10 protein-coding genes are annotated in these 10,488 nt (G+C 71.8%); 8 read left to right on the forward strand and 2 right to left on the reverse strand.

Features of this window, described 5'->3' with window-relative positions; translation table 11 throughout:
• The 3 genes from AC31A1_RS37655 to AC31A1_RS37665 all read left to right on the forward strand — a co-directional run.
• On the forward strand, nt 1–714 hold a 714-nt coding region (locus AC31A1_RS37655), incomplete at its 5' end, for a DUF5819 family protein (protein WP_489657606.1).
• Nucleotides 711–2,120, forward strand: coding sequence for an HTTM domain-containing protein (locus tag AC31A1_RS37660; RefSeq protein ID WP_489657607.1), 1,410 nt, complete (start codon nt 711–713; stop codon nt 2,118–2,120). The genes AC31A1_RS37655 and AC31A1_RS37660, both read left to right, overlap by 4 nt.
• 144 nt (nt 2,121–2,264) lie before the next feature.
• Nucleotides 2,265–3,017, forward strand: coding sequence for a TrmH family RNA methyltransferase (locus AC31A1_RS37665; protein WP_489657608.1), 753 nt, complete (start codon nt 2,265–2,267; stop codon nt 3,015–3,017).
• 94 nt (nt 3,018–3,111) lie between these two features.
• Here the strand turns inward: AC31A1_RS37665 and paaN are convergent, their stop codons facing one another.
• On the reverse strand, nt 3,112–4,803 hold the full coding sequence (paaN, locus tag AC31A1_RS37670) for a phenylacetic acid degradation protein PaaN (protein ID WP_489657609.1): 1,692 nt from the start codon (nt 4,801–4,803) through the stop codon (nt 3,112–3,114).
• 160 nt (nt 4,804–4,963) lie between these two features.
• Between paaN and AC31A1_RS37675 the strand changes: the two genes are divergently transcribed.
• Together AC31A1_RS37675 and AC31A1_RS37680 are read left to right on the forward strand one after the other, a co-directional pair.
• Nucleotides 4,964–6,478, forward strand: coding sequence for a 3-hydroxyacyl-CoA dehydrogenase (locus tag AC31A1_RS37675; RefSeq protein WP_489657610.1), 1,515 nt, complete (start codon nt 4,964–4,966; stop codon nt 6,476–6,478).
• The gene (locus AC31A1_RS37680; protein ID WP_489657611.1) at nt 6,475–7,065 is read left to right on the forward strand and encodes a TetR/AcrR family transcriptional regulator; all 591 of its coding nucleotides are present in this window, start codon (nt 6,475–6,477) and stop codon (nt 7,063–7,065) included. Before AC31A1_RS37675 ends, AC31A1_RS37680 begins: the two co-directional genes overlap by 4 nt.
• Before the next feature lie 4 nt (nt 7,066–7,069).
• On the opposite strand, the gene AC31A1_RS37685 is transcribed toward AC31A1_RS37680, so the two are convergent.
• Complete coding sequence (locus tag AC31A1_RS37685; protein ID WP_489657615.1) at nt 7,070–7,552, reverse strand: Lrp/AsnC family transcriptional regulator; 483 nt, start codon at nt 7,550–7,552, stop codon at nt 7,070–7,072.
• Nucleotides 7,553–7,741: 189 nt separating this feature from the next.
• Here AC31A1_RS37685 and pdhA point away from each other — a divergent pair, with 189 nt between their 5' ends.
• The 3 genes from pdhA to AC31A1_RS37700 form a co-directional block, all read left to right on the forward strand.
• Nucleotides 7,742–8,875 carry a pyruvate dehydrogenase (acetyl-transferring) E1 component subunit alpha gene (gene pdhA, locus AC31A1_RS37690; protein ID WP_489657612.1) on the forward strand — a complete coding sequence of 378 codons (1,134 nt, stop codon included), beginning with the start codon at nt 7,742–7,744 and terminating at the stop codon, nt 8,873–8,875.
• Nucleotides 8,875–9,879: an alpha-ketoacid dehydrogenase subunit beta gene (locus tag AC31A1_RS37695; RefSeq protein WP_489657613.1), complete on the forward strand. Its 1,005-nt coding sequence runs from the start codon at nt 8,875–8,877 to the stop codon at nt 9,877–9,879. Before pdhA ends, AC31A1_RS37695 begins: the two co-directional genes overlap by 1 nt.
• Nucleotides 9,879–10,488, forward strand: a 610-nt coding sequence (locus AC31A1_RS37700) for a biotin/lipoyl-containing protein (RefSeq protein ID WP_489657614.1), incomplete at its 3' end; no start/stop codon positions are given. The genes AC31A1_RS37695 and AC31A1_RS37700, both read left to right, overlap by 1 nt.

The following is a 10,488-nucleotide window of genomic DNA, read 5'->3' on the forward strand; positions in this document are numbered from 1 at the left end:
GCGCAGCCGCAGCCGTCGTACGACCCCGCGGACGCCCCCACCGTCGTCCCCGCGTACCCCGACGCCCGTATCGGCGTCGCCGCGCTGTCCCTGCGCTATCAGGTCGGTGCCGCGCTGGCGGTCGCGGTCGTCGCGGTGGCCGCGCTCGTCCATCTCGGGATGGTGTTCCTGCACGTCGCGCCGTCGAACACGGTGACGAAGCAGCACGGCAAGGCGATCGACGAGTGGATCTACCCGGAGTTCGAGCAGAACTGGAAGCTCTTCGCGCCGAACCCGTTGCAGCAGAACATCGAGGTCCAGGTGCGCGCCGATGTCCGCACCGCGGACGGCACGACCCGTACGACCGGCTGGTACGACCTGTCGGCCGAGGACGGCGCGGCCATCGACGGCAATCCGCTGCCGAGCCACACCGAGCAGAACGAACTGCGCCGGGCCTGGGACTTCCTCACCGCCACGCACGACAACAACAACCGTCCGATCGGCCTGCGCGGCACGCTCGCGGAGACGTATCTGCGGCGCATCGTCGTGCTGCGCCTGGACCGGGACGACGCGGCCGGAAAGGGCGGCGCCGTCCAGCGCGTCCAGGTCCGCTCCCGCACCACCAACGTGCCCCCGCCCGAGTGGAGTGACGAGCAGGTGTCGACCACCCCCCAGTACCGCCTGCTGCCCTGGTGGCCGGTCCCGGCGGACGAGGCCGCGGGAGGCGTCCGGTGAACGGTTTCGCCCTGTCGGTGTCCCGAGGCATCGCCCGCGTCACCGAGTCGGCCCTGGGCCCCTACCAGAGCGCCGTGATCCGCATCGGCTTCGCCGGCACCTGGCTGCTGTTCCTGCTCCGCGAACTGCCCCACCGCCAGGAGCTCTACGGTCCCGACGGACCGTGGAGCTGGGATCTCGCCCGCCAACTGATCGCGGACAACGGCGCGTTCACGGCCCTGATGTGGTGGGACGGGCAGTTCTGGTTCGAGGCGGTGTACGCGCTGGCCGTGCTGGCGAGTGTCCTGCTGCTGTTGGGCTGGCGCACCCGCACGATGTCCGTGCTGTTCATGGTCGGCGTGCTCTCGCTGCAGAACCGCAGCGTCTTCATGGGCGACGGCGGCGACAACGTCCTGCACCTGATGTCCCTGTACCTGGTGTTCACCCGCTGCGGCCAGGTCTGGTCCCTGGACGCGCGCCGGGCCGCGCGTAGGCGGGAGGCACGCGCGCGTGGGGAGTGGATTTCCGACCGGGTCGGGCCCGTCCTGTGGGTTGTCCTCGGCGCGGTGCTCGTCGCGGTGACCGCGGGGGGCCGGTTCGACAGCGACTGGTTCGTGCCCGCGCTCCTGTGGGGCGTCTGGCTGGCGCAGGCCCTGTGGTGGGTGATCGGGCGGTACGCGAAGTCGTACGAGCCCCGGGTGCTGCTCGACATCGTCGCCAACGTGATCCACAACGGCGCGCTGTTCGTGATCGCTAGCGAGGCCTGTCTGATCTACGCGACGGCCGGCTGGTACAAGATCCAGGGTTCCCGCTGGCAGGACGGCACCGCCGTCTACTACCCGCTCCACCTCGACTACTTCTCCCCCTGGCCCGCCCTCGCCGACCTCCTGGCCGGTAACGGCACCATGGTCATGCTCGTGACCTACGGGACCGTGATCGTCCAGGTCGCCTTCCCGTTCACGCTCTTCAACCGACGCGTCAAGAACGTCCTGCTGGCCCTGATGATGGCCGAGCACGCCGCGATCGCCGTACTCCTGGGCCTGCCGTTCTTCTCCCTGGCGATGATCGCGACGGACGCGGTCTTCCTGCCGACGTCGTTCCTGCGGAAGCTGGGCGGGTGGGCGGCACGCGCGCGTGGACGGGTGTTCTCCGCAGGCGGCCCGAGCCCGCTCCCCGAAGGAGGCGCCTCCGCCCCGCCACCGGCCGACGGTCCCACGCCGTCGCGCTCCGGGGCGGGCCCCGCGCCGCTCCCCGAAAGCGGTTCTACGGTGGCCTCCGCGTCCGGCTCTTCGACGCGTCCCGAAGACGGCCACGAAGGCGCCCCCACGCCGCCGCGTCGGCGCCCCGAGGATTCGGGCGCAGCCCCGGAGGACCCTGGCACCCAGAGGAGCCCCGCGCCCCGGACGACCCCGAGCACACCGACGTAGGTCCAGAGGGCCACGGCACGCTCAACGAGGCCAGGCACGCGCCCACGGGGCCGCGCAGCGCACCCGCACGGGTCGCAGCGCACCCACGGAGCCCGGGTGCACGCACCCGCTGTGGCCGCGCCGCTCCCACGTAGGCTGCACCCCATGACCGCCCCCGCCGCAGCCACCTGGCACCGGCTAGCCGAAACCTCCGTGCTGCTCGACGGCTTCCACGCCCTCAAGCACGCGTTGCGCTTCGGGGCCGACGTCCCCATGGCGGTCACCACGGACCGGCGGGCGGCCCTCGCCCTCGCCGACGAACTGGCCCCCGACGTACGGGACACCCTGGACGCGTTGCTGACGGAGGTCCCGGAGGACACGTACCGGTCCTTCGTGCCCCGCCCCCACCCCACCGCGGTGGCCGCCCTGGCCGTACGCCCCGCGCGCGAGGCCAATCTCCAGAAGCTCGCGCACACGCCCCGCACCGCGCCCGTCGTCGTCCTCGACAACCCGCGCAACCTGGGCAACGCCGGGGCCGTGATCCGGCTCGCCGCCGGTTTCGGGGTGACCGGGGTGGTCACCACCGGGACGCTCGACCCCTGGCACCCGACGGTCGTGCGCGCCGGGGCGGGCCTGCACTACGCGACCGCCGTGGAGCGGCTGACCGTGGCAGAACTGCCTCCTGGGCCGGTGTTCGCCCTCGACCCGGAGGGCGACGACATCCGGGCCCTGAAGCTCCCGGATGACGCCGTCCTCGCCTTCGGCTCCGAGCGCAGCGGCCTGTCTGCCGAACTACGTGCCCGCACCGACCACTTGGTGTCCCTCCCGATGCGCCCCCAGGTCTCCAGCTACAACCTGGCGACGAGCGTGGCGATGACCCTGTACCACTGGAGCACGTCCACTGCAGCGCCCTTTTAGGGGCGCGGGGCTGTGTCAATTTGCGGCTCCGCCGCGTGGGCGCGACCAGCCACAACGGACCGCCACTCGCGCAGATACCGCACCTCCCGAGCTCTCAGGCGTCCCGACGAACCTCGACAACCCGGAACCGGTTGGCGACAAACGCCCCATCACACAGCGCCGCATTGGCAGCCGGGTTGCCACCCGACCCGTGGAAGTCGGAGAACGCGGCAGTCTGATTGACGAACACCCCACCGGTCAGGTTCAGCGACAACTGGGCGGCCTCCTCAAGGCAGACCTCCTCAACCGCAGCCTCGACCCCGGCGTCGGTCGTGTACGCCCCGACAGTCATCGCCCCCTTCTCCCGCACTGTCCGCCGCAGAAGCTCGATCGCGTCGGAGGCCGAGTCGACCGCGACGGCGAAGGACACCGGCCCGAAGCACTCGCTCATGTAGGCGGCCTCGTCGTCCGGCTTCGCCCCGTCCAGCTTCACGATCACCGGGGTGCGGACGACCGCGTCCGGGAACTCCGGGTTGGTGATCTCCCGTGAGGCCAGGGCGACTTCACCCAGCCCGGCGGCTGCCTCCAGGCGGGCCTTCACGTCCGGGTTGACCAGTGCGCCCAGCAGGCCGTTCGCGCGGGCGTCGTCGCCGAGGAGGCCGTCCACGGACCGCGCGAGGTCGGCGACCACCTCGTCGAAGGACTTGGGACCCTGGTCGGTGCCGATGCCGTCCCGGGGGATCAGCAGGTTCTGCGGGGTCGTGCACATCTGGCCGCTGTACAGCGACAGGGAGAACGCCAGGTTGGACAGCATCCCCTTGTAGTCGTCGGTCGACTCCACGACGACCGTGTTGACGCCGGCCTTCTCCGTGTAGACCTGCGCCTGGCGGGCGTTGGTCTCCAGCCAGTCGCCGAAGCCCGTCGACCCCGTGTAGTCGATGATCCGGATCTCGGGGCGGGTGGCCAGCGTCTTGGCGATGCCCTCACCGGGACGCTCGGCGGCGAGTGCCACCAGGTTCGGGTCGAAGCCGGCCTCGGTGAGCACCTCGCGCGCGATCCGCACGGTGAGCGCGAGCGGCAGCACCGCGCGCGGGTGGGGCTTCACCAGGACCGTGTTGCCGGTGGCGAGGGAGGCGAACAGGCCCGGATAGCCGTTCCACGTCGGGAAGGTGTTGCAGCCGATGACCAGGGCGGTCCCGCGCGGCACCGGCGTGAACTGCTTGTTCATGACGAGCGGGTCGCGCTTGCCCTGCGGCTTGGTCCACTCCGCGACGGAGGGGGTGCGGACCTGCTCGGCGTACGCGTAGGCCACCGCCTCCAGGCCGCGGTCCTGGGCGTGCGGGCCGCCCGCCTGGAACGCCATCATGAAGGCTTGGCCGCTGGTGTGCATGACCGCGTGCGCGAACTCGTGCGTCCGGTCGCTGATCCGCTTGAGGATCTCGATGGAGACCACGGCACGCGCCTCCACGCCCGCGTCCCGCCACGCCCGCTGCCCGGCACGCATGGCCGGCAGCAGGACGTCGAGGTCCGCGTGCGGGTACGTCACGCCCAACTCGACGCCGTACGGGGACACTTCGCCGCCCACCCAGTCGTCCGTGCCGGGCTGGCCGAGGTCGAGGCGGGTGCCGAGGAGGGCGTCGAAGGCGGCCTTGCCCGCCGCCGCGTCCAGGCTGCCGTGCTCGCCGTAGGCCTTGGGGTGCTCGGGGTGCGGGGACCAGTACGCGCGCGTGCGGATCGCTTCCAGCGCCTGGTCGAGTGTCGACCGGTGCCGGGCGATCAGCTCGGGCGTGGTCAGTTCGGCGGCCATGCGGGACCAACTCCTCGTTTCAAGAACTCGTCTGCGAGCTCATGACCTGGGCAGAGACTTGGGCGGGAACAGGCAGTCAGAGTTAGAGTAACCGAACGATCGGTCGGGACAAGGGGGTCCGCCGCATCTGTGGAAAACCCTGTGCGGGAGGATCGCGCACATGACAGCACTCGACCTCAGCAGCCCCGTGGCCGTCGTCGGCACCGGCACCATGGGCCAGGGCATCGCCCAGGTCGCGCTGACCGCGGGCCATGTCGTACGGCTGTACGACGCCGTCCCCGGGCGGGCCCGGGACGCGGCCGCCGCGATCGGCGCCCGGCTCGACCGGCTGGTCGAGAAGGACCGGCTCACCGCCGCCGACCGGGACGCCGCACAGGCCCGTCTGCTGCCCGCCGAGGACCTGGCCGACCTCGCGGACTGCACCCTCGTCGTCGAGGCCGTGCTGGAGCAGCTGGACGTCAAGCAGCAGCTGATGCGCGACCTGGAGGACATCGTCGGCGAGGACTGTCTGCTCGCCACCAACACCTCGTCCCTGTCGGTGACGGCCATCGGCGCCGCCCTGCGCAACCCCGGCCGCTTGGTCGGCCTGCACTTCTTCAACCCGGCGCCGGTGCTGCCGCTCGTCGAGGTCGTCTCCGGGTTCGCCACCGACGTCACGTCGGCCACGCGCGCGTACGAGATGTCCCGCGCCTGGGGCAAGACCCCGGTGGCCTGCGCGGACACCCCCGGTTTCATCGTCAACCGCATCGCCCGGCCCTTCTACGCCGAGGCCTTCGCGGTCTACGAGGCCCAGGCCGCCGACCCGGCCACCATCGACGCCGTCCTGCGTGAGTCGGGCGGCTTCAAGATGGGCGCCTTCGAACTGACCGACCTCATCGGGCAGGACGTCAACGAGGCCGTCACCCACTCCGTGTGGCAGTCCTTCTTCCAGGACGTGCGCTTCACGCCCTCTCTCGCGCAGCGCCGCCTGGTCGAGTCCGGCCGCCTCGGCCGCAAGACCGGGCACGGCTGGTACGACCACGGGGACGACGCCGAGCTGCCCGAGCCGCACACCGCGGAACCGGCCCAGGCGCCCGCGTACGTCGTCGTGGAGGGCGACCTGGGGCCCGCCGCCGAGCTGGTCGCGCTGATCCGCGAGGCGGGCATCGTCGTCCGCGAGGAGGAAGAGGATCACGGCACCCGGATGGTGCTGCCCGGCGGCGGTCAGCTGGCGCTCGCCGACGGTCAGACCTCCGTCGAGTTCCGTGACGTCGTCTATTTCGACCTCGCCCTCGACTACCGCGGGGCCGGCCGCATCGCCCTGTCCGCCTCCCAGGACACCGCGTCACAGACCCTCTCCGAGGCGATCGGCCTCTTCCAGGCGCTCGGCAAGAACGTCAGCGTCGTAGGAGACGCCCCCGGGATGATCGTCGCCCGCACGGTGGCCCGGATCATCGACCTGGCGCACGACGCCGTCGCCAAGGGCGTCGCCACCGAGGAGGACGTCGACACCGCGATGCGCCTGGGTGTCAACTACCCTCTGGGTCCGTTCGAATGGAGCCGCAGGCTCGGCCGCAGCTGGGCCTACGACCTGCTGGACGACCTGCACCTGCGTGATCCGTCGGGACGGTACGCGCCGTCCCTGGCGCTCTACCGCCACGCGTACGCCACCGAGAAGCGGGAGGGCACCCCATGACCACCGCCAAGCGCGACACGTACACCCCGGAGACCCTGCTCAACGTCGCCGTCCAGGTCTTCATCGAGCGCGGCTACGACGGCACCTCCATGGAGCACCTCGCCAAGGCGGCCGGTATCTCCAAGTCGTCGATCTACCACCACGTCACCGGCAAGGAGGAGCTGCTCCGCCGCGCGGTCAGCCGCGCCCTGGACGGCCTCTTCGGGATCCTCGACGAGGAGCACGCACGCGTGGGGCGCGCCGTCGAGCGGCTGGAGTACGTCGTGCGGCGGATGGTCGAGGTGCTGACCTCCGAGCTGCCGTACGTGACGCTGCTGCTGCGGGTGCGCGGCAACACCGACACCGAGCGGTGGGCCCTGGAGCGGCGCCGTGACTTCGACCATCGGGTGGCCGACCTGCTGAAGGCCGCGGCGGCCGACGGCGATCTGCGCGGTGACGTGGAGGTACGGCTCGCGACCCGGCTCGTCTTCGGGATGATCAACTCCATCGTGGAGTGGTACCGGCCGGACGCGCGGGGCATGGGCGAGCGCGAAGTGACCGACGCGGTGGCCCAGTTGGTCTTCTCCGGGCTGCGCGACCAGGCCTAGCGGGTCAGCTCTGGGGCTCCAGGTCCTCCTCCTCGAAGACCAGCAGCGTGCGCGAGCTGAGCACCTCGGGGATTTCCTGGAGCCGGGTGAGAACGAGCTCGCGCAGCGCCCGGTTGTCCGGCGTGTGCACCAGCAGCAGGACGTCGAAGTCGCCGCCCACCAGCGCGATGTGCGAGGCCCCCGGGAGCAGTCTCAGCTGCTCGCGGACCGTGCGCCAGGAGTTCTGCACGATCTTCAGGGTGATGTACGCCGACGTGCCCTGACCCGCGCGTTCGTGGTCGACCCGGGCGCCGAAGCCGCGGATGACGCCGTCCTCGATGAGCCGGTTGATCCGCGCGTAGGCATTGGCGCGCGAGACGTGCACCCGTTCGGCGACCGACCTTATCGACGCGCGGCCGTCCGCCTGGAGCATCTGCAGGATGTCCTGATCAATGGCGTCCAGCGGACGCGGCGGCGGGGCGTTGCCCGCCTCCGGGCCTTCGGCCATTTGTTCAGGTGCCATGTCCCCCCGCCTCCCTAGCATGGACGTACTGCGTTCATTCCAGGTTGTGGAGAACCGTTTGTCCACAGCCTGGAGGTGCCTGTAGCCAAAATGTGCCGACGACCGAACAATCGGTAGGGAGGCGCGGCACGTCCGACGCGCCTCTCCGAGCCACTCCCACGAGGAGGTGCCGTCATGACGGTCATGGAGCAGCGGGGCGCGTACCGGCCCACACCGCCGCCCGCCTGGCAGCCGCGCACGGACCCCGCGCCGCTGCTGCCCGACACCGCGCCGTACCGCGTGCTCGGCACCGAGGCGGCCGCGCAGGCCGACCCCGGGCTGCTGCGCCGGCTCTACGCCGAGCTGGTGCGCGGCCGCCGGTACAACGCGCAGGCCACCGCCCTCACCAAGCAGGGCCGGCTCGCCGTGTACCCCTCCACCACCGGCCAGGAGGCCTGCGAGGTCGCCGCCGCGCTGGTCCTCCAGGAGCAGGACTGGCTCTTCCCCAGCTACCGCGACACGCTCGCCGCCGCCGCCCGCGGCCTCGACCCCGTGCAGGCCCTCACCCTGCTGCGCGGCGACTGGCACACCGGCTACGACCCGCGCGAGCACCGCATCGCACCCCTGAGCACCCCGCTCGCCACCCAGCTCCCGCACGCCGTCGGCCTCGCCCACGCGGCCCGCCTCAAGGGCGACGACGTGGTCGCGCTCGCCATGGTCGGCGACGGCGGCACCAGCGAGGGCGACTTCCACGAGGCGCTGAACTTCGCCGCCGTCTGGCAGGCCCCGGTCGTCTTCCTCGTCCAGAACAACGGCTTCGCGATCTCGGTACCGCTCGCCAAGCAGACCGCCGCCCCTTCCCTGGCCCACAAGGCCGTCGGCTACGGCATGCCCGGCCGCCTCGTCGACGGCAACGACGCGGTCGCCGTGCACGAGGTCCTCGCCGACGCCGTACGGCACGCGCGCGAGGGCGGCGGTCCCACGCTCGTCGAGGCCATCACGTACCGCATCGAGGCACACACCAACGCCGACGACGCGACGCGCTACCGAGGCGACACCGAGGTCGAGGCCTGGCGCGCCCACGACCCGATCGCCCTCCTGGAGCACGAACTCACCGAGCGCGGGCTCATCGACGAGGACGGCATCAAGGCAGCGCGCGACGCCGCCGAGACCATGGCGGCCGAACTGCGCGCGCACATGAACCAGGACCCCGTGCTCGACCCCATGGACCTGTTCGCCCACGTGTACGCCGAGCCCACCCCCCAACTGCGCGAGCAGCGCGAACAGTTGGCGGCGGAGCTGGCGGCCGAGCGCGAGGGGACGCACTGATGACCACCGTCGCCCTCAAACCGGCCACCATGGCGCAGGCCCTCACGCGCGCGTTGCGCGACGCCATGGCCGCCGACCCCGAGGTGCACGTCATGGGCGAGGACGTCGGCACCCTCGGCGGCGTCTTCCGGGTCACCGACGGCCTCGCCAAGGAGTTCGGCGAGGACCGCTGCACGGACACCCCCCTCGCCGAGGCCGGCATCCTCGGCACGGCCGTCGGTATGGCGATGTACGGCCTGCGCCCGGTCGTGGAGATGCAGTTCGACGCCTTCGCCTACCCGGCGTTCGAGCAACTGATCAGCCACGTCTCCCGCATGCGCAACCGCACCCGCGGCGCCATGCCCCTCCCGATCACCATCCGCGTCCCCTACGGCGGCGGCATCGGCGGCGTCGAGCACCACAGCGACTCCTCCGAGGCCTACTACATGGCGACCCCGGGCCTGCACGTCGTCACCCCCGCGACGGTCGCCGACGCCTACGGCCTGCTGCGCGCCTCCATCGCCTCCGACGATCCGGTCGTCTTCCTGGAGCCCAAGCGCCTGTACTGGTCGAAGGACACCTGGAACCCCGACGAGCCGACCCCCGTCGACCCGATCGGCCGCGCGGTCGTACGCCGCCCCGGCCGCAGCGCCACGCTCATCACCTACGGCCCGTCCCTGCCCGTCTGCCTCGAAGCCGCCGAGGCGGCCCGGGCCGAGGGCTGGGACCTCGAAGTCGTCGACCTGCGCTCCCTGGTCCCGTTCGACGACGAGACGGTCTGCGCGTCCGTACGGCGGACCGGCCGCGCCCTCGTCGTGCACGAGTCGGGCGGCTACGGCGGCCCCGGCGGCGAGATCGCGGCCCGCGTCACCGAGCGCTGCTTCCACCACCTGGAGGCGCCGGTGCTGCGCGTCGCCGGGTTCGACATCCCGTACCCGCCGCCGATGCTGGAGCGGCACCATCTGCCCGGCGTCGACCGGATCCTGGACGCCGTGGGCCGGCTCCAGTGGGAGGCGGACAACTGATGGCACAAGTGCTGGAGTTCAAGCTTCCCGACCTCGGCGAGGGTCTCACCGAGGCGGAGATCGTGCGCTGGCTGGTCGAGGTCGGCGACGTCGTCGCCATCGACCAGCCCGTCGTCGAGGTCGAGACGGCCAAGGCGATGGTCGAGGTGCCGTGTCCCTACGGCGGTGTCGTCACGGCCCGCTTCGGCGAGGAGGGCACGGAACTGCCCGTGGGTTCCCCGCTGTTGACGGTCGCGGTGGGGACACCGGCCTCCGACGCCGAGGGCGAGACCGAGGGCTCGGGGAACGTGCTGGTGGGCTACGGCACGGGGGCACCTCCGGCGCGGCGGCGGAGGGTACGGCGGATGGCGGCGGATGCCGTGACGTCGGCGGCGGACGCCCCCGCCCCTGCCTCCGCTCCTGAGACCGCAGGTCGCGACGACGGTCCCGTACCCGTGATCTCGCCCCTCGTACGACGACTCGCGCGCGAGAACGGCCTGGAACTACGGGAGTTGACGGGTTCCGGACGGGACGGGCTGATTCTCCGGGCGGACGTCGAGCAGGCACTCCGCGCGGCGGCGGCCCAGGAAGCGACCGCCCAGGAAGCGACACTCCTTCCCCCGGCCGCAC

Source organism: Streptomyces sp. P5F9, from assembly GCF_057961495.1.